Here is a 20,548-nt window from a genome sequence, read left to right as displayed (position 1 = left end):
ATGAACACGATGCCGGGATGAACACCGCCGCGTGGAGCCCGGTGTCTCTGGCCGTCCTGTGCGCCGGCGTCGGCTACGGGCACCCGACCCGCTTGCTCGCGGACTGGGTGGCGGAGGCTGTGTGCCGATCACTGGCGGCCGGAGGTGCGCGCGCCGAGGTGGAGGTGCTGGAGCTGCACCGGCTGGCGCCCGACCTCGCTCAGCACTTTGCCCAGCGCCGCGCCAGCCTCGACCTGCGAGAGGCGATCGCGGCGGTCGTGGCGGCCGACGGGCTCGTGGTGGCGACCCCGGTGCTCGCCGCCTCCCCGAGCGAGGTATTCGACTCGTTCTTCGCCGTCCTCGGGGACGGAATCCTCTCCGGCATGCCGGTGCTGCTGGCGCTCAACAGCGGCTCCCGCCGGCAGCCGCCCGACCTCACGCAGGTGCTACGCAGGCGCCTGACCGACGTGCACGCCGACCCCGTGCCCACGATCGTCGTCGCCGACCCCGCCGACTGGCCGGCCACGGCGCGCAGCGACGCGGCGCGGCTGCGCGCGTGCATCGACCAAGCGGCCGCCGAACTCGCCGTGGCGATGCGCTCGCACCGGCAGTGATCGACAACACTTGCTTCGAATTCGAAGTAGAGGTATCGTCATCACAGTTGCTTCGAATTCGAAGTAATATCGACCGTAGTGAAGGTGAGAACCGAAATGAAGGCAGTACGTTTCCACGAGTACGGCGACCCGAGCGTCCTGAGCTACGAGGACGTGGAGCAGCCCGTCCCCGGGGCCGGTGAGGTCCGGATCCGCGTCGCCGCGACGTCGTTCAACGGCGTCGACGGCAACATCCGCGGCGGCTTCATGCAAGGCCCCATCCCGGTGGTGCTGCCGCACACTCCCGGCCTCGACGTCTCCGGCACCATCGACGCGCTGGGCGAGGGCGTGGACGGCATCGCGGTCGGCGACGACGTCATCGGCTTCCTGCCGATGGACGGGAACGGCGCCGCCGCGCAGTACGTCATCGCCCCGGCCGAGGTCCTGACGCCGGCGCCCAAGAGCATCCCCCTGCCCGACGCCGCAGCGCTGCCGATAGTGGGCCTGACCGCGTACCAGGCGCTGTTCGACCACGGCAAGCTGACGGCCGGGCAACGGGTGCTGATCAACGGCGCGGGCGGAGCGGTCGGCGGCTACGCCGTGCAGCTGGCCAAGAACGCCGGAGCCCACGTCATCGCCACAGCCAGCCCACGCAGCAGCGAGGCGGTCACATCGGCCGGCGCCGACGAAGTCATCGACCACACCACCACCAGCGTGAGCGCGGCGGTGACCGAACCGGTCGATCTCGCACTCAACCTCGCACCGGTCGACCCGGCCGAACTCGCCGCGCTCGTCACACTGGTCCGTCCGGGCGGGGGCCTGGTCAACACCACGGTATGGATGCCCGCGCCCTCCGACCAGGAGCGCGGCGTGCGCGGCATCGACCTGTTCGTCCGCAGCGACGCCGACCAGCTGGCGCAGCTGGTAGCGCTGATCGACCGCGGCGAGCTGCGCGTCGACGTCGCCGAGCGGGTGCCGCTGGCCGAGCTGCCGGCACTCCACGCCCGGGCCGCCGAAAACGCGGTGCACGGCAAGGTCATCGTCGTCCCGCCCGTCGCCTGACGCCGATCCTCCACCGAAAGGAAAAGGCCATGGCACTGAGTTTGGAGTTCACCTCCGACGTCGCCCGCCGCGCCATCGCCGACCGCATCCGCGTCCTCAAGTCGATCTGAGCCGGCACCGAGCGCGCTCACCCCGTGCCGCAGGAGGGGTATGCAAGCGCTCCATACAGGTGGCCCCTGATCCTCACCTGACTGACCCTTGAAGGAGACGATTCCGATGATCCCCGACGACGACCCGTCCCGCTCGCTGACCGTCGCGAACCCCGACGATCCCGGCACGACGTACATCTCTCTGGTGGGCAACACGTACGCCATGCTGGTCACCGGCGAGCAGACCAACGGCCAATACTGCCTGATCGACATGCGCATCCCCGACGGCGGCGGCCCACCGCCGCACCGGCACGACTTCGAGGAGATGTTCACCATCCTCGAAGGCGAGATCGAGTTCACCTTCCGCGGCGAGAAGCACACCGTAAGGGCCGGGTCCACGGTCAACATCCCGGCCAACGCCCCGCACAACTTCCGCAACGCTTCGGGGGCGCCGGCCCGCATGCTGTGCATGTGCACCCCCGCAGGCCAGGACGAGTACTTCACGCGCATCGGCGATGTCGTCGCGGGCATGGACGCGCCGCCGCCACAACTGTCGGAGGACGAGCTCGCGGAACGCCGCCGCCGCGCGGCCGAGTTGGCCTCGACCTACCGGAGCGAGTTCCTGTGACTCGCAGGGCCGGCAAGCCCAGCACCGGTCGACAGGGGGAAGTTCCCCGCTGAGCTGGACAGCCAGTACCAGATCGTTCGGGGCCGCCGACGACCGCCTCGAGGTCGTCAACCGGGCGAACGTTGCCTGATGCGGAGCTAGTCGTGCGCAGGCCGACCGCTCAATCGGTGGTCGGCCAGATTGAGCGCCTCGTCAACAACCCGGCGCAAATGTCCATCCCGCAGGGAGTAGATCACCCGCCGCCCCTCCTTGCGCGTGCTCACCAACCCCGCCAACCGCAGCCGCGCCAAATGCTGACTCACCGCCGGCCGCGCGGCCCCGCACCGCTCCGTGAGCGAGGTGACATCGGCCTCGCCGTCGGCCAGCGCGTGCAGCAGCGCAAGCCGAGTCCGGTCTCCGAGGAGGGCCAGAACCTCGGCGGCAAGGGCGAACTGCTCCTCGCCCGGGCTACGCGGATGCGCATCCTGCGCAGGTGATAGGTGCATGCGTGCGCTCATACGCACATAATGGCTCCGTGGACCTCGCCGAGTCCACTCCCGCGTACGGAAAGGGGACCCTTGTGAGCGCCGAGCACCACACCCACGGCCATCCCGAGCACAGGCATCACGGGCACGGACGCAAAGGGCGCGACCACGAGCACGGGCATCGCGGGCGCCTCGCCCGCCCCCTCCACCGGCTGAGCCACCTCCTCAAACCCCACTCCCACCAGACCACCGACAAGGTCGACACCGCCCTGGAGACCTCCGCCCGCGGCATCCGAGCCCTGTGGATCTCCCTGGCCGTGCTCGGCGTGACCGCCACGGCGCAGGCGGGCGTCGTCGTGGTCTCCGGCTCGGTCGCGCTGCTGGGCGACACCGTGCACAACGCCGCCGACGCGCTCACCGCCGTACCCCTCGGGATCGCCTTCGTACTGGGCAGGCGCGCGGCCACACGCCGCTTCACATACGGCTACGGCCGGGCCGAGGACCTGGCCGGCCTCGTGATCGTGCTGACGATCGCCGCATCCGCGGTCTTCGCGGGCTGGACGGCGATCGACCGCCTGCTCGACCCGCGCCCGGTCGGGCACATCCCGGTCGTAGCCGTCGCCGCCGTCATCGGCTTCGCGGGCAACGAATGGGTGGCCCGCTACCGCATCCGCGTCGGCCGCGACATCGGCTCCGCCGCACTCGTCGCCGACGGCCTGCACGCCCGCACCGACGGCTTCACGTCACTCGCCGTCCTCCTGAGTGCGGGCGGCGCGGCGCTCGGCTGGCAACTCGCCGACCCCATCGTCGGGTTGGCGATCACGGCGGCCCTGCTGCTGGTGCTGCGCGACGCCGCACGCGAGGTCTTCCGCCGGGTCCTGGACGCGATCGACCCGGCGCTGGTGGACCGGGCCGAGCGAGCGCTACGGGAGGTCCCGGGCGTACAGTCCGTCGGCGAACTCCGGCTCCGCTGGATCGGCCACCGGCTACGGGCCGAGGTGGCGGTGGTCGTGAACGGCGACATGACCGTACGCGAGGCGCACCGCGTAGCCGTCGAGGCCGAGCACGCCCTGCTGCACGCCATCCCCGGGCTCACCGCGGCCACGGTCCACGCCGACCCCTCCCCCACCCCCGGCGAGACGGATCCCCATCTGGCCCTGGCCCACCACGCGACCGCCTGACCAATGGGATCAGGGGATCAGGCGACGCCGAGCCCCTCCAGCACCACGGCGTTCGGCAGCTCCGCGAACGCCTTCCCCGGCACCAGCAGCTTCCCGCGCCGGCGGCCGCTGCCGACCAGGACGTACGGCAGATCGACGACCGCCGAGTCCACAAGGACCGGCCAGTCGCCCGGCAACCCGAGCGGCGTGATCCCGCCGTACTCCATGCCGGTCTCCCCGGTGGCGATGTCCATCGGCGCGAACGACGCCTTGCGCGCGCCCAGTTGACGCCGGACCACGCCGTTCACATCGACCCGGGTCGCGGAGAGCACGACGCAGGCGGCGAGCGTGCTCTCCCCGCCGCGCTTGCCCGCGACGACCACGCAGTTGGCCGACTGGTCGAGCAGTTCCGGACCATAGTGCTCGAGGAACGTTGCGGTGTCGGCCCACTCCGGCCTGGTGTCGACGTACACGATCTGCTCGGCGGGGACGTTGCCGCGCCAGTGGCGTACGGCGTCGGCGACCGGGCGGGTCAGTTCGTCCAGGCAGTCGGGCGCGGGCGTTGCGTTGTCGAAGTGGCCGATGGGTGCGCGCATGACCGCACGCTAACAGGGCGGCCGGGGCCGCGCGCCGACGTCGCCTCAGCGCACGGGCGGGACCGAGACGGCCAGCATCCACTCCGTGGGGACGTCGCCCTGGTTGCCGTAGGTGTGCGGGGCGTCGGCCTCGAAGGTGGCGCTCGCACCGGCCGGGACGCGGTACTCCGTGCCGTCGACCGTGAGGGTCAGTTCGCCTGCGGTGACGTGGACGATCTCGACGGTGCCGACGGGGTGCGGGTCCGAGGTGCTGCTCTCGCCCGGCATCACCCGCCAGTGCCACATCTCCAGTGGGCCGGGCGCCTCGGTGCCGGCGAGGAGCCGGCTGTGGCTGCCCGCGTCGGTGTGCCACAGCCGGACCACCTGCTCGGCCGGGACGATCCGCACCTTCGGTCCCTGTTCGTAGTCGAGCAGGGTGGTGATGCTGACGCCGAGCGCGTCACCGATCTTGATCACCGTGCCGAGGCTGGGGTTGGTGCGGGCCTGCTCGATCTGGATGAGCATGCCGCGGCTGACGCCGGCCCGGGCGGCGAGCACGTCCAGCGTGAAGCCGCGCACCGCGCGCCAGTGCTTGACGTTGCGCGCCAGGGACTGGGTCAGCAGATCGAGGTCCGACACATCACGTCCAATAACTTGAGTTCAACATTCTGCATGACAGAGTTCAATATCTTGCACTACGGTGTGGTGCACCCGTTCGTTCACTGCACAGTACTGCGAGGCATTCGATGACAGCAGTCTTCGCCCTGGCCACCAGCCTCCTGTGGGGGCTGGCCGACTTCGGCGGCGGGCTGCTCACCCGACGTACGCCCGCGCTGACCGTGGTGGTCGTCTCGCAGTCGATCGCCACCGTCGTGCTCGGCGCGGTCGTCGTGGCGACGGGCGCCTGGAGCGAGGCGGGCCCGCAGCTGTGGTTCGCGGTGGCGGCGGGGCTCGCCGGGCCCGTCGCGATGCTCGCCTTCTACAAGGCGCTCGCCCTGGGCCCGATGGGCGTCGTCTCACCGCTCGGCTCGCTCGGCGTCGCCGTCCCGGTGGCCGTGGGCCTCGTCCTCGGCGAACGCCCCGGGCTGCTGCAGTTCGCGGGGATCGCGGTCGCCGTCGTGGGCGTCGTACTCGCGGGTGGCCCGCAGTTCAAGGGCGCCCCCGTACAGCGGCAGGCCGTGCTGCTCACCCTGCTCGCGGCCTTCGGCTTCGGCGCGGTGATGGCTCTGATCGCCGAGGCCTCGACCACGCTGACCGGCCTCTTCCTCGCCCTGTTCGTCCAGCGGGTGACGAACGTCGTCGCGGGCGGCACAGCCCTCTACGTCGCCGTCCGCCGCGGCACCGAGACTCCCCCGAAGGTCGCGCCGTCCGCGCTCCCGGCCCTCGCCTTCGTCGGCCTCGCCGATGTCGCGGCCAACGGCACCTACGCACTGGCCGCCCAGAACGGCCCGGTCACCGTGGCCGCCGTACTCGCCTCGCTCTACCCGGTGGTCACGGCCCTGGCCGCACGCGGCTTCCTCAGCGAACGGCTACGCGGCATCCAGGCGGCGGGCGCAGGCCTGGCCCTCGTCGGCACCGTGCTGCTCGCGACCGGCTAGAAGTCGGCGCGTACGTCAGCAGAGCGGTTGCGCGGCGTCCAAGCGGCGGGCGCAGGCCTGGCCCTCGTCGGCACCGTGCTGCTCGCGACCGGTTAGGAGTCGGCCCGTACGTCGTCGACGGCGCCCTCCGCGCCCAGCGCGGCGAGGCGGGCCGCGGCCTCGGCGTCGAGTTCGGTCAGCGCCAGCAGCTGGTCCGGGGTCACGCCTTCGGGAATCGGCACCGGCGCCGGCGTACGCAGGGGCGGCTGCCAGCCGTCGCCCGGCGACCAGCGCCGTACGACGCGTGCCGGCGCCCCGGCGACGACCGCATGGTCGGGCACCACGCCCCGTACCACCGCCCCCGCCGCCACCACGACGTTCCGCCCGATCCGCGCCCCAGGCAGGATCACCGCCCCCGTCCCGATCCAGCAGCCCGAGCCGATCTCCACCGCCTCCATCCGCGGCCACTGCTTGCCGATCGGCTCGTGGGGATCGTCGTACGAGTGGTTCGTGGACGTCACGTACACATACGGCCCGAAGTAGCAGTCACTGCCGATCGTGACCGTCGTGTCGGCGATGACATGGCTGCCGCGGCCGAGCACGACACCATCGCCGATACGCAGAATGGGATCGGGGCCGAGGTCGAGGTCGGGCATCAACCCTGCGGTCAGCGTGACCTGTTCGGCGACGATGCAGTGGGCGCCGAGATGGATCCACGGTTCACCGAAAACGGTGCCGAGCGGGAAGGCGAGCCTGGTACCTGTTCCCATCGCACCGAAGCGGAACCGCCCCGGGCTCTCGGCGCTCACGGAGCCCGTGCGCTGCACCCAGGCCCAGCCCGCATGCACGGCGCGCTGGACGAGGCGGCGCCGCCATGACGAGAACGTGTTCCTGCTCCTGGGCACCCGCTCACCGTACTCAGCGGGCGCCGCACTCAAGAGGCCGTACGCCTGTGATCTTCGCCCCACCCGGCCATGCGAACCGATGGCTTACGGTGCCGGTAGCGACGAGACGAGGAGTTTGACGATGACGCACAAGGCGCTGATCGCGAGCGTGGGCGGCAAGGATCCGAAGGTGGATCCGGAGGCGTTCGCCGCCCCCACGTCCGTGGTGCTCGGCGATGTGACGCTGCACGCGGGCGCCAGCGTCTGGTACGGCGCGGTACTGCGTGCCGAGTTCGAGCCGATCGTCATCGGCACGGGCAGCAACGTCCAGGACAACTGCACCCTCCACGTCGACCCCGGCTTCCCCATCACCATCGGCGAACGCGTCTCGATCGGCCACAACGCCGTGGTGCACGGCGCAACGGTGGAGGATGGCTGCCTGATCGGCATGGGCGCCACCGTGCTGAACGGCGCGGTGATCGGGGCGGGTTCGCTGGTCGCCGCCCAGGCACTGGTACCGCAGGGGATGCAGGTGCCGCCGGGCTCACTGGTCGCGGGCGTACCAGCGAAGGTACGACGCGAGCTGACGCCGGAGGAGCGCGAGGGGATCGCGCTGAACGCGGCGGTTTATACGGAGCTGGCGCAGACGCACCGGGATGTGGGCGCCTCGTAGGGGTGCGGGCGGCGCCCCTTAGGGGCGCGGGGCTGTGACATTTTGCGGCTCCGCCGCGTGGGCGCGACCAGCCACAACGAACCCGCAGAGGCGCACCGAGCAGGGACGTCAGCCCGACGCCCGCGGCGAAAGCGTCGCGGTGAACGGCGTGACGGGCCGCTCCAAACGCTCCCCGTCCACGGCAATATCAACCGCCTCGTTGTAGAAGGCAAGCCGCCCCTTGATGGCAGCCACCGCAGGCAACGGCTCCGGATAACTCCACACGATGTTCGCAGGCACCTCGGCGTCACCCGCCCACGACCAGTACTCGGCGGTCCCCTTATAGGGACACCCCGTGCTGTGATCGGTGGGCCCGAAGAGGTCGAGCCGAACATCCTCGCGCGGGATGTAGTACCGCACCGGCAGCCCGGTCTCGAAGAGCAGCACCGGCCGGCGAGTGTCGGCGACGAGAGTGCCGCCGATCTCGACCTGGACGTGGCGGCTGCTGACGAGGGCATCCACCCGATGGTGCGGATCCTTCGGATGGATGAAGATCTCTTCCTCCTCCTCGAACCAGCGGTCAAGCCCCCGCCCGCTGCGCTCGGCCCACTCAAAGGCGATATGACCGGCCAGGTCCTCGGCCGGGTAAGTCCAGGCCGCGTTCTCGAAGAGTTCGCCGTCGATCTCCAGGTCGTAGAAGATCTGCGATCCGGAGTGCTTGCCCGTACGCGGGTTCTTCGCCGGCCGAAGCAGATCCTCGCGTACCTCCTCGCGGGGAAACGCGTACAGCGGGACGGGCCAGTCGGGCTCCCAGACGAGTACGGGATGGCGGCTGTCTACGACGGTGACCTCGCCCTTGCGGCCACGGACCCAGCGTTCGCCGGGCTCCCACAGGAAGCCCTCCGGAGTGGTCCGTACGGATCGCATGGTGAACAGCACACTCATTACCCCATGCTCACCGAGGTCCCCGCCGAGGACAACAAATCGAGGCCAAAGAAAGAGGCCAAAGAAAAACACGGCCATATCGGGCCGAACAACTTCTCCGGCGCCGGTGATCGCCTGGGTTGCGTCAAGTCGAAGATCATGTACCGGTCAGCCCCTATGCTGACTGAGCGCACCGTTTCACGCGTGCAGAGTTGCGTTCACCGCAAGGAGCATGCCCATGGGCACCACAGAGGCCGCACATTCACCGTCCGACACCGAAATCCTGAACGGCCCGTCGGGCGTATCGGCCGGCCCCATGGTGCCGCGCCTCGCCCTGGGTTCACGGCTCCGCCAGCTCCGGGAGGAGCAGAACATCTCCCGTGAGACCGCGGGCCACGTCATCCGCGCCTCACAGTCCAAGATCAGCCGACTGGAGACCGGCCGCCACGGCTGCAAGCTGCGGGACGTGGCCGATCTGCTCACGCTGTACGGAGTCACGGACCAGGCCGAACGCGCCACCCTGCTGGCCCTCGCCCAAGAGGCCAACACCCCCGGCTGGTGGCAGGCCTACAACGACGTGGTGCCCAGCTGGATGCAGGCCTACCTGGGCGTCGAGCAGGCGGCCACGCTCATCCGGAGCTTCGAGGTACAGCGGGTTCCCGGCCTGCTCCAGACCCCCGACTACGCCCGCGCCGCCCTCCGTCTCGACCACCCGGACGCCTCCGCGGACGAGCTGGACCGGAGGGTCACCCTGCGGATGACCCGCCAGCGGATCCTGCGCCGCCAGCCGCCGCCTCAGCTCTGGGCCGTGATCGACGAGGCGGCGCTACGTCGCGCGGTGGGCGGTACGCACACGATGCGCGCCCAGCTCCAGCACCTCATCGAGGTCTCCCAACTCCCGCGGGTGACCGTCCAGATCATGCCGTTCCGCGCCGGTGGGCATGCCGCGTCCGGCGGTCCGGTCAGCATCCTGCGCCTGCCCGGCGGCCAACTGCCCGACGTGGTCTACCTCGAGCAGTACGCCAGCGCCCTCTACCCCGACAAGCCCGCCGAGATCGAGTACTACTGGGGCGTCATGAACCGCCTGGTCGTACAGGCCCAGTCCCCGGAGACGACCCCCACGATCCTGCACCGGATCTTCAAGGAGACCTGACCTCCGGACCCGTGCGTTGAGGCGCCCCTGAAGAACGCAGTCCTTCAGGGGCGCGACTGGCGGGCCTCAGCTCTTCCGAGCGACGCCCCCGTACTGGTGCACCTCCGCCGGGAGGCCCCACGCGCTGGTGTCGGGGCGCCAGCGCGAGCAAGACGCGACACCGGGTTCGAGCAGTTCCAGACCGTCGAAGAAGCGCGCGATCTGCTCGGGGCTGCGCAGGATGTACGGGATCGAACCGCCCTCGTTGTACTGCTGGATGGCCGTGACGTACTCCTCGCTGGTGTTGGTGCTGTCGTACTGCACCAGGTAACTGCCCGGAGGCAGGGCGTCCACCAGTTGCCGCACGATCGAGCGGGCCTCGTCGTAGTCCTCGATGTGCCCCAGGATGCCCATGAGCATGAGAGCGATCGGCTGGTCGAAGTCCAGCGTCTTCCCGGCCTCCCGCACGATGGTGGCCGGATCGCGCAGGTCGGCGTCCACGTAGTTGGTGACGCCCTCGGGAGTGCTGGTGAGCAGCGCGCGGGCGTGTGCGAGCACCAGAGGGTCGTTGTCGACGTAGACGATCTTGCATTCGGGGGCGACCCGTTGGGCGATCTCGTGGGTGTTGTCCACATTGGGCAGCCCGGTGCCGATGTCCAGGAACTGCCGGATGCCTTCCTCGGCGGCCAGATGCCGGACGGCGCGGGCCAGGAAGTACCGGGCGGCACGGGCTCCGGTCTCGATCCCGGGGAAGATCTCGCGGAACGCGTCACCGGCTACGCGGTCGACCTCGTAGTTGTCCTTCCCGCCCAGCCAGTAGTTCCAGATGCGGGCCGACTGCGGCACAGTGGTGTCGATCTTGGAGAGCGCCTCCGGGTCGGAGATGTTCGGCTCATCAGTCATGGACGCTCCTGTGAGTGGTCGGTGCGGGGACCGCGCCCCCGTTTGAACAGACGTATAGGCAATAGGCGAATACCAGCCGTGGCGCCCACGTTATTCCTCACGGCTCGGCGCGGGTAAGTTCACCGGTCGCCAACTGCCCATGTTTCGCTGATCATTGGCTGGATTCCCGCGTATCGAAGGGCGGGGGCGTACGCATCCGGCCATCCCGTCGTACGCCACAGTGCGGGGCGCCCCGGAGAGGACCCCGGGGCGCCCGCCCAGCGCCGCGATGGCCGCTTTCTTACATCGCAGCGATGCCGGCCTCGTCTCCAGAGGGGGCGAGAGAGGCAAGCCCGTGGCCCTGGTGGCCTTCGCTCGCGAGCCGTCCCTTCTGGCTCACGCCCGGTCCCGGGGCCCTCACCGCCAAAGTGGGCCGGTGACGTGAAGAACCATAGTGGCCTGTGTGACGGGTGGGGCAACATCGCTGGGTACGGCGTCAGTTCCTCGTAAGGACCGGGGCGGCAGCGGGCGGGATCGATCCCACCGTTCCGGGAAGGGGTGGGACTTTTCTCCTAGCGACCGTCCAGGCGGCTGATCCCACCGTCGCCGCCGATCCGGTGGAGCGCGCGGGCCCGACGGCGGGCGTCGCGGATGCCCTGCATGGCGGCCAACTCGATCCGGTGGGACTCGGCGGTCAGTTCGGGGCGCCGACGTTCCCGCCGAATCAGCACGGTCGTCGCCCAGGCGACGAGGCCGAGCAGCGCGACTCCGACGATCACCACGAGCACCATCGCAACCCCCGTTCACGACCGGCCTCGCGCTTCCGGAGGCCTGGGAGCGCGGAACGCTCCACGCTCCCCATCGTGCGGACTCCCCGGGTACGAATCACCGCTGGCCGTCGGCAGCTTCGTACGCGGGGATCTGCCGGGACTCGGCAACCAGCCCGCGAACGAACTCAGTTGTTCGGGCGCAGCGTCCAGACGACGGTCATCTCACCGGTGACGGCGCCGTCCTCCCGCTGGATGGCGACGGTCACCGGGAACTCGGGGCGCCGGCCCTCGTCGAGTTCGGCGATGACGTCGGCGGCGGGGCGGCCGAGCGTCGCCGTGGCCGTGACGGGTCCGCGCGCGAGCTTCTTGTACGCGATCTCGGCGCTGACGGCGAGCGGTACGGCGCGCGAGAGCTGGTCCCCGAACGCGGCGAGGACGACAGCGCCGCTCGCCGACTCCCCCAGCGTGAACATCGCTCCGGCGTGCGGCCCGCCGACGTGGTTGTGGAACTCGCTCTGGTCGGGCAGGGCGAGAACGGCCTTCTCCGGCGTGGTCTCGAGGTACTCGAGATTCAGGGTCCGGACCATCGGCACCGTGGCGGCGAGCATCTCGCCGATCGACATCTGGTCTGCGCTCATGCGCGTCACGTTACCCGCGAGTAGCCTTCCCGGCCAGAAGCCGACGATGTGATCGCAGTATCGTTACCGCCCATGTGGCCAGGAGAGCAGCCGCCAGGCGGTGGGCAGCCCAACCCCTACCAACAGCCCGGCTATCAGCAGCCGAACCCGTATCAGCAGGGCCAGCAGCAGCAGAGTCAGTGGAACGCCCCCACCGCCCCGATGAGCACGCCCGCGCCGCCCCAGGGCAGCGGTGGTGACAACAAGACGAAGCTCGTCGCCATCCTCGCGGCCGCCGCCGTCGTGGTCGTCTCGGGCGTCACCGGATTTGTACTGCTCGGCGGCGACAAGGCGGACAAGCCTGAGCCGACTCCCGCCAACTCCCGTGCGGAGCCGACCAGTTCGGGCAACGCACGCGGATCGTCCGGGGAACAGCCGACCGTCGCAGGCTGGAAGGCCGTGGTGAATCCCAAGACCGGCATCGCCTTCGACGTGCCGCCCGGCTGGGAGCTCGAGTCCCCCGACTGGGTCTCGTACGTCGCCGAGAACGGTGATCCCGAGGAGAGGCCTCTGGTCGCCATGGCGGCCCCGGCATTCCTCAAGTCGAAGTGGTGCGCATCGGACGAGGACAGGAACGGCACTGAGGACTACACGCCGCTGGCAGGCACCGGCACCCGGGGCAACAACGGCGCCAAGAGCACCGAGGAGATAGCCCGCGCCGACTCCAGCTCCTGGGTCTACGGGGCGTACGCGCAGCCGGAGAAGGCGATCATCGACTCCGATGCCGTGAAGCCGTGCACGACGAAGTCTGGCATTACGGGCAGTGTGGGCTCGGCGTGGTCCACGGGCGTGAAGAAGTCGGGGAAGTGTGACAGCGACAGCAAGTCGACCGTCTTCGGCTTCAAGAACGCCGAGAACGACTTCGTCTCATGGTCGTTCCATGGGGCAAAGGGCGTATCCGGGGAAGCATCGGACGCAACGGTGAGGAAAATCCTCAGCACCGTGCGGCTGTACGAGGACCCGTCGCAGCCCTGACCGGTACCTCGCTGACGATAGTCAGTGACAAAAACGTGTCCCCGCGCCGCTAGGGTGGGCGCACATGTGGCCAGGACAGCAGCCGCCCGGGGGCGAGCAGAACCCGCAGGACCCGAATCAGAATCCGTATCAGCAGCCGGGGTACCAGCAGCAGCCGAATCCGTATCAGCAGCCCGGATATCAGCAGCAGCCCAACCCCTATGCGCAGCAGCCCGGTCAGCAGGGCTGGCATACGCCCGTTGATCCGCTGGGGGCTCCCCAGCCACCGCAGGGCGGTGGCGGCGGCAACAAGACGAAGGTCGTCGCGATCGTGGCGGCAGCCGCGGTCGTCGTCGCGGCCGGCGTCACCGGTTTTCTGGTGCTTGGCGGCGACAAGGACGACACGGCGAAGGACTCCGACAAGAAGGCTCCCGCCACCTCGGCCCCCGCTTCCAAGAAGCCGAGCGCGCCGGCGTCCGGCGGTGCGGACAATCCGCGCGGCAGCGAGAGCGAGAAGCCGACCGTTCCCGGCTGGAAGGTCGTCGTGAACCCGCGGTTCGGCACCAAGTTCGACGTGCCCGCCGACTGGGAACTCGAAAGCGCGGACACCAGCGTGGGCTTCGAATGGGAAGAGAAGGGCAAGCTGGACCGGACCACCGTCACGGCTCCCGCCTCTCTCAAGTCCAAGTGGTGCACGGACGACTCCGACAAGGACGGCCGCGAGGAGGACACCTCTCTCGCCACCGCCGGAACGCGCGGTGAGAACGGCGCCACGAGCACGGCTCAGGCCGCCGAGACCCGGGTTCCTTGGTGGATCTTCGGCGGCTATACGCAGCCCGACAAGAAGAGCGTGAAGCCCGGCAAGCCGAAGCCGTTCACGACGACTTCGGGCCTGAAGGGCAGCGTCGCCACGGCCTATTCGCAGAACACGCCGCAGAAGGGCAAGTGCGCCACCGACGGCAAGGCCATCACCTTCGCGTTCAAGAACGGCGACGGCGATTACGTCACCTGGAATCTCTACGGCGCCAAGGGCGTTGACGAAGAGCTTCCGGAGGCGACGATTCAGAAGATCCTCCTGACGGTGCGTCTGACGGAAGACGCTCCCACGGGTTCGTAACTCGACTGGCCCTGCGGGGCTTTGAGGTGTCCCCGGCCTTCTGGCGCTGAATGCGATTGGCAAGTCGGGGCGGTGACGCGATAGTTCACGAGTGACCAGTTCCGCCGCCGCCCCGAAACGTCTGCGCCGCCCGACCTGGGCGGGCCGGAACTACACGCTGCTGACGGCTGCCTCGGTCGTGACGAGCCTCGGCAGCCAGGGCGCGCTGATCGCGGCGGCGTTCGCCGTACTCGACGCGGGCGGCGACGGCGGCGACGTGGGCCTGGTGGCGGCGGCCCGTACGCTCCCGCTGGTGCTGTTCCTGCTGATCGGCGGCGCCGTCGCGGACCGGCTGCCCCGGCACCGGGTGATGGTCGCGGCCAACACCCTCAACTGCCTTTCGCAAGGGGCCTTCGCGGTCCTCGTGCTCGCCGGGGAGCCACAACTCTGGCAGATGATGCTCCTGACCGCGCTCGGCGGCACCGGCCAGGCGTTCTTCGGCCCCGCGGCCGAGGGCATGCTGATGTCGTCCGTCAGCGGTGATCAGGTCGCCCGCGCCTTCGCGTTGTTCCGGCTGGCCACGCAGGGGGCCGGGCTCGGCGGCGCCGCGGTCGGCGGGGCGATGGTGGCGGTGATCGGCCCCGGCTGGGTGCTCGCGGTGGACGCGGCGGCGTTCGCGGTCGCCGGGGCGCTGCGGGCCTTCCTCGACGTGAGCCACATACCGCCGCGCGAGCCGGGCGAGGGCCTGCTCGCCGATCTGCGGGACGGCTGGCGCGAGGTCGTCGGCCGGCCCTGGCTGTGGTCGATCGTGGCCCAGTTCTCCGTCGTGGTGGCCGTGGTCGGCGCCGCCGAGTCGGTGTACGGGCCGCTGGTCGCCCGGGACAGCCTGGGCGGGGCCGGCCCGTGGGGGCTGGCTCTCGGCGCGTTCGGCGCAGGGAACGTCGGCGGCGCGATCCTGATGATGCGCTGGAAACCACGCCGCATGCTGCTCGCGGGCACCCTCTGCGTCTTCCCCCTGGCCATGCCGTCGGCCGCGCTCGCGGTGCCGCTGTCGGTGGCCGGGCTCTGTGCGGTGATGTTCGTGAGCGGGGTGGCCCTCGAGGTGTTCGGGGTTTCCTGGATGACCGCACTGCATCAGGAGATCCCCGAGGACCGGCTCTCCCGAGTCTCGGCCTACGACTGGTTCGGCTCCGTTTCGATGGTCCCGCTGGCCACGGCCCTCGCGGGCCCGGCGGAGGAGGCCTTCGGGCGTACGGCGTCCCTGTGGGGCTGCACCGTGCTGGTCATCGTGGTGACGGCGGCGGTGCTGTGCGTGTCGGACGTACGGAACATGACGCGCCGTACGAAGGAAGTGGTGCAGGGAGCGCCGGCGATAGGTGAGCCGGCCGGCTCGAAGGGCCCGGCGGACGCATCCTGAGGGACCCGCTGCGCAGGCCGCGTCAGCCGATGCTGAACGCGCCGTCGGGCGGCTCGGGTGACGGGACGGCATCCTCGTCCCGTACGGGTTCGGCGTCCCCCATGAAGTCGCGCAGCGCGGCTCCGTGTTCGATACGGGCCGGGAAGGCGTCGGAGGCCGTACGGCGGGCGAGGGTGGCCGAGTCGACGGGCCGATGGGCGGCGACGAGGATCGCGTTGCCGAACCGGCGACCGCGCAGCACACCCGGCTCGGCGATCAGCGCCAGTTCCTCGAACACCGTGGAGAACGTGGCGAGTTGGGAGCGCAGGAAGGCGAAGGGCGCGGTGTCGGCGAGGTTCGCCAGGTAGACGCCGTCGCGGCGCAGGACGCGCTCGGCCTCTCGGGCGTACGCCACCGAGGTCAGGTGCGCCGGGACGCGTGAGCCGCCGAAGACGTCGGCGATCAGTACGTCGACGGAGTCGGAGGCCGCGCTTTCGCTTTCCAGCCAGGCGCGGGCGTCTGCGGCGTGCAGTCTGATGCCGGCGTCGTCCGGGACGGGGAGGTGCTCGTTCACCAGGTCGAGCAGTCCCCCGTCGGCCTCGACGACGTCCTGGCGGGAGCCCGGCCGGGTCGCGGCGACATACCGGGGCAGGGTGAGCGCGCCGCCGCCGAGGTGCAGCACGTCGAGGGGGCGCCCGGGTGGGGCGAGGGTGTCCAGGACGTGCCCGAGCCGTCGGGCGTACTCGAACTCCAGGTGCGTCGGCGCGTCGAGATCGACGTACGACTGCGGAGCGCCGTTCACCGTCAGCAGCCAGGCGCGCTTCCGGTCGACGTCCGGGAGCAGCTTGGCGGTTCCGTGGTGTACGGGGCGGGTAACGGGTATCCGTTCATCCACGGGGTGCCTCCGGCGGTTGGGCGGTTGGGTTCGTTGTCGACTGACGGTTCGTCGTGGCTGGTCGCGCAGTTCCCCGCGGGGTGCCTCCGGCGGTTTGGCGGGTGCGGGTTGAGTGTGGCTGGTCGCGCAGTTCCCCGCGCCCCTTAGGTGCGTGGTGGGTACGGGGCCGCGGACCGGTGCGTCAGCCCGTCGCCAACAGGGCATACGGCCCCTTGCTGATACAGGGCGCAGGTATGCCCAGACAGAACCTACGCGACGGGCATACGCACCGGCCCACGTCCCCTCCCGCCGGCGGGAAGCTGCCGGTTTCGTGGTGGCTGGTGTGCATGATGACGGACGGCTCGGGGAGCGCCCCTCAGGGGCGCGGGGAACTGCGCGACCAGCCACAACGCACCCGCAGCCGCGACACGACTGTCACCCCCACCCCGGTAGGCACCCACCCACCGCCGAAGGCACCCACCCACCCCGCCGGAGGCAGGGGGCCTGGGGGCGCAGCCCCCAGTTTCGGGAAGGGGCGGGGCTGGGGAAAGAAAACCCTCCCCCAGCCCGCCCCGAACGGTCAGCCGACCGACGTCACCGTGCCCGCACCAACCGTCCGCCCGCCCTCGCGAATCGCAAAGCCGAGCCCCGGCTCCAGCGGAACATCGCGGCCCAAAGACACCGTCATCGAGACGGTCTCACCGGGCCGAGCAACAGCCCGCTCACCAAGATCGACGTCACCGACCACATCCGCGGTACGGATGTAGAACTGCGGCCGATACCCGCTGGACACCGGCGTCGTACGCCCACCCTCACGCGTCGACAGAACGTACACCTGCGCCGAGAACCGCCGACTGGGCACGACGCTGCCAGGCGCCGCGACGATATGCCCACGCCGCACCGCGTCCCGCGGAACACCGCGCAACAGCAACGCCACGTTGTCCCCGGCCTGAGCCTCCTCCATCGGCTTGCCAAAGGTCTCCAGACCAGTGACGACGGTGTCCACGGAAGCCCCGAGCACTTCGACCCGGTCACCCACCCGAATCGTGCCCCGCTCGACCGCACCGGTCACGACGGTGCCCCGCCCGGTGATGGTGAGCACGTTCTCGACGGGCAGCAGAAACGGCGCGTCAAGATACCGCTCGGGCATCGGGACGTACGTGTCCACGGCGTCCAGCAGAGCGTCGATCGCCGCCGTCCAACGCGGCTCCCCCTCAAGCGCCTTGAGCCCGGAGACCCGTACAACCGGTACGGAGTCACCCCCGTACCCGTGCGCGGAGAGCAGCTCGCGAACCTCCAGCTCGACGAGGTCAGTGAGCTCCTCGTCACCGGCGTCGGCCTTGTTGAGGGCGACGACGATGTGGTCGACGCCCACCTGCCGGGCGAGCAGCACATGCTCGGCGGTCTGCGGCATGATCCCGTCGAGCGCGGAGACGACGAGGATCGCGCCGTCGAGCTGCGCGGCCCCGGTGACCATGTTCTTGACGTAGTCGGCGTGGCCCGGCATGTCGACGTGCGCGTAGTGCCGGGTGTCGGTCTCGTACTCGACGTGCGCGATGTTGATGGTGATGCCGCGCGCCGCCTCCTCCGGCGCCCGGTCGATCCGGTCGAACGGAATGAAGGTGCCGGAGCCGCGCTCGGCGAGGACCTTGGTGATGGCGGCGGTCAGGGTGGTCTTGCCGTGGTCGACATGGCCCATCGTGCCGATGTTCAGATGCGGTTTCGTCCGGACGTAAGCCGTTTTGGACATGGCGATACCTCGAAGCCTCTCAGTGGTGGAACCGAGTGATGGTCCCGGCGATGCGGGACGGGGACCCCAAGGAACTTGCCGACCCTCCCCCTGCGGGGTCCGCCGGACGATCCGGAGAGGGTCAGCTTCGGGCGCCGTCGACGGCAGCCACTGTGGTCACGACGGCAGCCTTCGGGGCATCCGCGAGTGCGGATGCTGCGAGGAGGAAGGCGTGCCGGAACATGGGGAGATCATTGCTGACGTATCGGCCCACGTCGAATGATTTTCGGCGGCCGGGAGGCGGACGTGAGCCGGGGGCTCACCGGTGTTTCTGCTGGTCCGTCAGGGGCCGATGTTCTTGAGTGCCTCGCGGACCGAGAGCGGGGAGAGCCGGTCCTTCTCGCGAGCGACGAAGGCCCGTACCGCCTCCGGGTCGGTCTTGGCGTACTCGCGCAGGCACCAGCCGATCGCCTTGCGGATGAAGAAGTCACGGTGCCCGGACTGGCGGACGCAGTACGTGAAGAGGCGTTCGGTGTCGGTGGCGTCCTTGTAGCGGAGCTGGTGGAGGAGGGCCGTACGGGCGATCCACAGGTCGTCGTCCTCGATCCACGCGTCCATGTCGGCCCGCAGCTTCGGGTCGGCGGCGACCAGGCCTCCCACCACGTGGCAGGCGAGCAGGTCGACGGTGTCCCACCAGGGGACCGTGGAGACGAGGTGGCGGGCCACCGGCAGGAAGCCGGACGAGAGACGTGTCACATGGCGGCGCAGATAGTCGACTGCGAAGTAGTGGTACTCGCGTTGCGGCAGACGCCAGCAGCGGAGTGCCACCGCCGTGCAGTCCGCCTCGTCGGGGCGGGGTGTGCCTGCCAGCACGATACGGGAGAGCGCGCGGCGATCCGGCGTGGTCAGGCCGAGGAAGGGCGCGATGTCCTTCATGTACGCGCGCAGCGACTCGGCCCGCTCCGGATCGGCCGCCGCCGCGTAGGTGACAGTGAGCCGCTCCAGGAGAGTGTCCGCGACGGCGCTGCGGGGCGGCTCCGAACAGCCGTCTGACGTTCCGGTAGCTGTGACGCCCATGAGACGAACCATACGGCGATCACACATGTCGGTCAGTTAGTGTCGCCGGATGCTCGATGCCACCACCCGCTCTGGGGGCACCGCGACGGCTGCTCCCCCGGCCGCCGCCACGGAGCTCGGCTCCGCCGAGTTCGCCGCCCCCGCGCTCGCAGCCACGCCCACCGGTCTTGCCGCGCGCTGCACGAGAGCACTGCTCTCGCCGTGGTCCCGGCTGTCCCTGCTCGTGACGCTGCTCATGGCCGCGGCCGCGACCGTGCTGCTCTTCCAGCCGCAGAAGCTGCTGGCGGACGGCTGGCCGCCACAGCTGAACGGTGCCGCGGCGGCCGTGGTGTTCGCGGTGGCGTACGGGCTGTGCACGGTCGCTTTCGTGCCCCGGCCGCTGCTCAATCTCGCGGCGGGCGCCCTCTTCGGCTCGCAACTGGGGCTCGGGGCGGCGCTCAGCGGCACGGTGCTGGGGGCGGGGATCGCGTTCGGGCTCGGCCGGATCCTCGGGCAGGACGCGCTGCGGCCCCTGCTGCGCGGACGCTGGCTGAAGCTGGCCGACGGCCAGCTCAGCAGGCACGGCTTCCGCTCGATGATGGTCGCGCGGCTGTTCCCGGGGGTGCCGTTCTGGGCGGCGAACTACTGCGCGTCCTTCTCCCGTATGGGCTACTTCCCCTTTCTCCTCGCCACGGGCCTCGGCTCGATCCCGAACACCGCGGCCTACGTCGTCGCCGGCGCCCGCGCCTCGACCCCGACGTCCCCGGCCTTTCTGATCGCCATGGCCTGCATCGCTCTCCCGGCCCTGGTGGGGGCGGCCATCGCCTGGCGCAAGCGTCACCATTTCAGCTCAAAAAGGGCGTGAGTCGGTGGGTTGGAGAAACCAACCCACCCCCTAGGCTGGCCGTATGAAGAACGCCCGCCCCTGCTCGATCGCCGACACCCTGGCTCTCGTCGGCGAGAAGTACTCCCTGCTCGTCCTGCGCGAGGTGACCCTGGGCGCCACCCGCTTCGACCAGCTGGTCCGCAACATCGGCGCCCCACGCGACGTACTCACGACCCGCCTGAAGCGGCTGGTCGACGCCGGGATTCTGGAAAAGGTCGCCTACAGCGAGAGGCCCCCGCGCTTCGAGTACCGGCCCACGCAGGCCGGCCTGGAGCTGGAGCCGGTGCTCCTCACGCTCATGGCATGGGGCGACCGCCATCTCAACGCCGACGATCGCCCCATGGTGCTCGAACACACCGCTGACAACGGTTCCGTCGGCGGCCACGAACTGGTCCCGGTCGTCGTCTGCGCCGAGTGCGGCAAGGAGGTCCGGCACGAGGACTTGGCGGCCCATCCGCAGACCCCGGGCTGGACGGTGACGGGGCCCGCGGTGGCATAGAGCCGCGCTT

The 20,548-nt window shown here is 70.1% G+C and carries 23 protein-coding genes; 12 read left to right on the top strand and 11 right to left on the bottom strand.

All coding sequences use genetic code 11. The annotated features are described in order from the left end of the window. Positions 1-17: 17 nt before the first annotated feature. The 3 genes from ACQEVY_RS39790 (at position 18) to ACQEVY_RS39780 (ending at position 2,351) form a co-directional block, all read left to right on the top strand. Complete coding sequence (locus tag ACQEVY_RS39790; RefSeq protein WP_432954677.1) at positions 18-593, top strand: NAD(P)H-dependent oxidoreductase; 576 nt, start codon at positions 18-20, stop codon at positions 591-593. Between the two features lie 96 nt (positions 594-689). After that, positions 690-1,634: an NADP-dependent oxidoreductase gene (locus ACQEVY_RS39785; RefSeq protein WP_432954675.1), complete on the top strand. Its 945-nt coding sequence runs from the start codon at positions 690-692 to the stop codon at positions 1,632-1,634. A gap of 216 nt (positions 1,635-1,850) precedes the next feature. Next, complete coding sequence (locus ACQEVY_RS39780; RefSeq protein WP_432954673.1) at positions 1,851-2,351, top strand: cupin domain-containing protein; 501 nt, start codon at positions 1,851-1,853, stop codon at positions 2,349-2,351. Positions 2,352-2,488: 137 nt separating this feature from the next. On the opposite strand, the gene ACQEVY_RS39775 is transcribed toward ACQEVY_RS39780, so the two are convergent. Beyond that, positions 2,489-2,848 carry an ArsR/SmtB family transcription factor gene (locus ACQEVY_RS39775; RefSeq protein WP_165342803.1) on the bottom strand — a complete coding sequence of 120 codons (360 nt, stop codon included), beginning with the start codon at positions 2,846-2,848 and terminating at the stop codon, positions 2,489-2,491. 62 nt (positions 2,849-2,910) lie between these two features. On the opposite strand from ACQEVY_RS39775, the gene ACQEVY_RS39770 reads away from it, so the two are divergent. Further along, entirely contained in the window at positions 2,911-3,996 is a 1,086-nt protein-coding gene (locus ACQEVY_RS39770) for a cation diffusion facilitator family transporter (protein ID WP_432955641.1), read from the top strand. 17 nt (positions 3,997-4,013) lie between these two features. Here the strand turns inward: ACQEVY_RS39770 and ACQEVY_RS39765 are convergent, their stop codons facing one another. Both ACQEVY_RS39765 and ACQEVY_RS39760 read right to left on the bottom strand, forming a co-directional pair. After that, complete coding sequence (locus ACQEVY_RS39765) at positions 4,014-4,571, bottom strand: YbaK/EbsC family protein (protein ID WP_432954671.1); 558 nt, start codon at positions 4,569-4,571, stop codon at positions 4,014-4,016. A gap of 45 nt (positions 4,572-4,616) precedes the next feature. Then, complete coding sequence (locus ACQEVY_RS39760; protein ID WP_432954669.1) at positions 4,617-5,189, bottom strand: helix-turn-helix domain-containing protein; 573 nt, start codon at positions 5,187-5,189, stop codon at positions 4,617-4,619. Between the two features lie 107 nt (positions 5,190-5,296). Between ACQEVY_RS39760 and ACQEVY_RS39755 the strand changes: the two genes are divergently transcribed. Next, entirely contained in the window at positions 5,297-6,148 is an 852-nt protein-coding gene (locus tag ACQEVY_RS39755; protein ID WP_432954667.1) for an EamA family transporter, read from the top strand. Between the two features lie 92 nt (positions 6,149-6,240). On the opposite strand, the gene ACQEVY_RS39750 is transcribed toward ACQEVY_RS39755, so the two are convergent. Further along, positions 6,241-7,032: an acyltransferase gene (locus ACQEVY_RS39750; RefSeq protein ID WP_189327705.1), complete on the bottom strand. Its 792-nt coding sequence runs from the start codon at positions 7,030-7,032 to the stop codon at positions 6,241-6,243. Between the two features lie 121 nt (positions 7,033-7,153). Between ACQEVY_RS39750 and ACQEVY_RS39745 the strand changes: the two genes are divergently transcribed. Then, positions 7,154-7,684, top strand: coding sequence for a gamma carbonic anhydrase family protein (locus tag ACQEVY_RS39745; protein ID WP_432954665.1), 531 nt, complete (start codon positions 7,154-7,156; stop codon positions 7,682-7,684). Between the two features lie 108 nt (positions 7,685-7,792). Here the strand turns inward: ACQEVY_RS39745 and ACQEVY_RS39740 are convergent, their stop codons facing one another. Next, on the bottom strand, positions 7,793-8,608 hold the full coding sequence (locus ACQEVY_RS39740) for a DUF427 domain-containing protein (protein ID WP_432954664.1): 816 nt from the start codon (positions 8,606-8,608) through the stop codon (positions 7,793-7,795). Between the two features lie 217 nt (positions 8,609-8,825). On the opposite strand from ACQEVY_RS39740, the gene ACQEVY_RS39735 reads away from it, so the two are divergent. Further along, the gene (locus tag ACQEVY_RS39735; RefSeq protein ID WP_432954662.1) at positions 8,826-9,740 is read left to right on the top strand and encodes a helix-turn-helix domain-containing protein; all 915 of its coding nucleotides are present in this window, start codon (positions 8,826-8,828) and stop codon (positions 9,738-9,740) included. Positions 9,741-9,806: 66 nt separating this feature from the next. On the opposite strand, the gene ACQEVY_RS39730 is transcribed toward ACQEVY_RS39735, so the two are convergent. From ACQEVY_RS39730 to ACQEVY_RS39720, 3 genes are all read right to left on the bottom strand, one after another. Beyond that, positions 9,807-10,622, bottom strand: a complete 816-nt coding sequence (locus ACQEVY_RS39730; RefSeq protein WP_432954661.1) for an SAM-dependent methyltransferase — start codon at positions 10,620-10,622, stop codon at positions 9,807-9,809. Positions 10,623-11,173: 551 nt separating this feature from the next. Further along, complete coding sequence (locus ACQEVY_RS39725; RefSeq protein ID WP_432954659.1) at positions 11,174-11,392, bottom strand: hypothetical protein; 219 nt, start codon at positions 11,390-11,392, stop codon at positions 11,174-11,176. 164 nt (positions 11,393-11,556) lie between these two features. Beyond that, positions 11,557-11,994 (bottom strand): DUF4442 domain-containing protein, encoded by a 438-nt coding sequence (locus ACQEVY_RS39720; protein WP_432955639.1) that lies wholly within the window; start codon positions 11,992-11,994, stop codon positions 11,557-11,559. 87 nt (positions 11,995-12,081) lie between these two features. Between ACQEVY_RS39720 and ACQEVY_RS39715 the strand changes: the two genes are divergently transcribed. From ACQEVY_RS39715 to ACQEVY_RS39705, 3 genes are all read left to right on the top strand, one after another. Further along, entirely contained in the window at positions 12,082-13,023 is a 942-nt protein-coding gene (locus tag ACQEVY_RS39715) for a hypothetical protein (RefSeq protein ID WP_432954658.1), read from the top strand. A 64-nt stretch (positions 13,024-13,087) separates the two neighbouring features. Then, positions 13,088-14,119 carry a hypothetical protein gene (locus ACQEVY_RS39710; protein ID WP_432954657.1) on the top strand — a complete coding sequence of 344 codons (1,032 nt, stop codon included), beginning with the start codon at positions 13,088-13,090 and terminating at the stop codon, positions 14,117-14,119. A gap of 91 nt (positions 14,120-14,210) precedes the next feature. After that, a complete protein-coding gene (locus ACQEVY_RS39705; protein WP_432954655.1) occupies positions 14,211-15,515 on the top strand; it encodes an MFS transporter in 1,305 nt (434 codons plus the stop codon). Positions 15,516-15,537: 22 nt separating this feature from the next. Here ACQEVY_RS39705 and ACQEVY_RS39700 read toward each other — a convergent pair whose 3' ends face one another. The 3 genes from ACQEVY_RS39700 to ACQEVY_RS39690 form a co-directional block, all read right to left on the bottom strand. Continuing rightward, a complete protein-coding gene (locus ACQEVY_RS39700; protein WP_432954654.1) occupies positions 15,538-16,389 on the bottom strand; it encodes a spermidine synthase in 852 nt (283 codons plus the stop codon). 559 nt (positions 16,390-16,948) lie between these two features. Continuing rightward, positions 16,949-18,118 (bottom strand): elongation factor Tu, encoded by a 1,170-nt coding sequence (gene tuf, locus ACQEVY_RS39695; protein WP_432954652.1) that lies wholly within the window; start codon positions 18,116-18,118, stop codon positions 16,949-16,951. A 321-nt stretch (positions 18,119-18,439) separates the two neighbouring features. After that, the gene (locus tag ACQEVY_RS39690) at positions 18,440-19,174 is read right to left on the bottom strand and encodes a DNA alkylation repair protein (RefSeq protein ID WP_432954651.1); all 735 of its coding nucleotides are present in this window, start codon (positions 19,172-19,174) and stop codon (positions 18,440-18,442) included. 49 nt (positions 19,175-19,223) lie between these two features. On the opposite strand from ACQEVY_RS39690, the gene ACQEVY_RS39685 reads away from it, so the two are divergent. Both ACQEVY_RS39685 and ACQEVY_RS39680 read left to right on the top strand, forming a co-directional pair. Beyond that, complete coding sequence (locus ACQEVY_RS39685) at positions 19,224-20,018, top strand: TVP38/TMEM64 family protein (protein ID WP_432954649.1); 795 nt, start codon at positions 19,224-19,226, stop codon at positions 20,016-20,018. A 43-nt stretch (positions 20,019-20,061) separates the two neighbouring features. Then, complete coding sequence (locus ACQEVY_RS39680) at positions 20,062-20,538, top strand: winged helix-turn-helix transcriptional regulator (RefSeq protein WP_432954647.1); 477 nt, start codon at positions 20,062-20,064, stop codon at positions 20,536-20,538. Positions 20,539-20,548 lie beyond the last annotated feature (10 nt).

The sequence above is a fragment of the Streptomyces sp. CA-288835 genome, from assembly GCF_050936385.1.
Classification (GTDB): Bacteria; Actinomycetota; Actinomycetes; order Streptomycetales; family Streptomycetaceae; genus Streptomyces.
The sequence above is the reverse complement of the archived record's forward strand: the minus strand, read 5'-3'. Positions and strand labels throughout refer to the sequence as shown.

Excerpts from the sequence above, each read along its gene's own strand:
- ACQEVY_RS39720 (WP_432955639.1), bottom strand. The coding sequence starts at position 11,994 with ATGTCGATCGGCGAGATGCTCGCCGCCACGGTGCCGATGGTCCGGACC.
- ACQEVY_RS39730 (WP_432954661.1), bottom strand. The coding sequence starts at position 10,622 with ATGACTGATGAGCCGAACATCTCCGACCCGGAGGCGCTCTCCAAGATC.
- ACQEVY_RS39780 (WP_432954673.1), top strand. The coding sequence starts at position 1,851 with ATGATCCCCGACGACGACCCGTCCCGCTCGCTGACCGTCGCGAACCCC.
- ACQEVY_RS39785 (WP_432954675.1), top strand. The coding sequence starts at position 690 with ATGAAGGCAGTACGTTTCCACGAGTACGGCGACCCGAGCGTCCTGAGC.
- ACQEVY_RS39735 (WP_432954662.1), top strand. The coding sequence starts at position 8,826 with ATGGGCACCACAGAGGCCGCACATTCACCGTCCGACACCGAAATCCTG.
- ACQEVY_RS39765 (WP_432954671.1), bottom strand. The coding sequence starts at position 4,571 with ATGCGCGCACCCATCGGCCACTTCGACAACGCAACGCCCGCGCCCGAC.
- tuf (WP_432954652.1), bottom strand. The coding sequence starts at position 18,118 with ATGTCCAAAACGGCTTACGTCCGGACGAAACCGCATCTGAACATCGGC.
- ACQEVY_RS39680 (WP_432954647.1), top strand. The coding sequence starts at position 20,062 with ATGAAGAACGCCCGCCCCTGCTCGATCGCCGACACCCTGGCTCTCGTC.
- ACQEVY_RS39710 (WP_432954657.1), top strand. The coding sequence starts at position 13,088 with ATGTGGCCAGGACAGCAGCCGCCCGGGGGCGAGCAGAACCCGCAGGAC.
- ACQEVY_RS39755 (WP_432954667.1), top strand. The coding sequence starts at position 5,297 with ATGACAGCAGTCTTCGCCCTGGCCACCAGCCTCCTGTGGGGGCTGGCC.
- ACQEVY_RS39745 (WP_432954665.1), top strand. The coding sequence starts at position 7,154 with ATGACGCACAAGGCGCTGATCGCGAGCGTGGGCGGCAAGGATCCGAAG.
- ACQEVY_RS39685 (WP_432954649.1), top strand. The coding sequence starts at position 19,224 with ATGCTCGATGCCACCACCCGCTCTGGGGGCACCGCGACGGCTGCTCCC.
- ACQEVY_RS39690 (WP_432954651.1), bottom strand. The coding sequence starts at position 19,174 with ATGGGCGTCACAGCTACCGGAACGTCAGACGGCTGTTCGGAGCCGCCC.
- ACQEVY_RS39725 (WP_432954659.1), bottom strand. The coding sequence starts at position 11,392 with ATGGTGCTCGTGGTGATCGTCGGAGTCGCGCTGCTCGGCCTCGTCGCC.
- ACQEVY_RS39715 (WP_432954658.1), top strand. The coding sequence starts at position 12,082 with ATGTGGCCAGGAGAGCAGCCGCCAGGCGGTGGGCAGCCCAACCCCTAC.
- ACQEVY_RS39740 (WP_432954664.1), bottom strand. The coding sequence starts at position 8,608 with ATGAGTGTGCTGTTCACCATGCGATCCGTACGGACCACTCCGGAGGGC.
- ACQEVY_RS39775 (WP_165342803.1), bottom strand. The coding sequence starts at position 2,848 with ATGAGCGCACGCATGCACCTATCACCTGCGCAGGATGCGCATCCGCGT.
- ACQEVY_RS39790 (WP_432954677.1), top strand. The coding sequence starts at position 18 with ATGAACACCGCCGCGTGGAGCCCGGTGTCTCTGGCCGTCCTGTGCGCC.